Below are 246 nucleotides of genomic sequence, written 5' to 3'. Positions count from 1 at the left end.
GCGCGTGCGGCCAGAGCACAAAGCTCGTCCAGCGCGAGGCCGCCATCGGCGGTGTCGAGCACTTCCTCGCAATAGATCCGCCGCATCAGACCCGAATCGTGGGCGCGGGCGGCCTGACGCCCTGCCTTCGGCGTGCCGAGCGCGCGCGCGTGCGCGTAGCCCAGTCCCGCCGCCTCGAGGCCGAGGCGCAGGGCGGTCTTGGAGAATCCGCGCTTGCGCGAGTTCGCCACCGCCCGGACATCCGCC

1 protein-coding gene is annotated in these 246 nt (G+C 73.2%); it reads right to left on the bottom strand.

From position 1 onward, the window contains the following. Positions 1-246, bottom strand: a 246-nt coding sequence (locus tag CVH10_RS23265) for a DUF488 domain-containing protein (RefSeq protein WP_146143342.1), incomplete at both ends; no start/stop codon positions are given.

This window comes from Halomonas sp. ND22Bw (assembly GCF_003011945.1).
Taxonomy (GTDB): domain Bacteria; phylum Pseudomonadota; class Gammaproteobacteria; order Pseudomonadales; family Halomonadaceae; genus Halomonas; species Halomonas halophila.
This window is presented reverse-complemented; position numbering and strand designations above follow the sequence as displayed.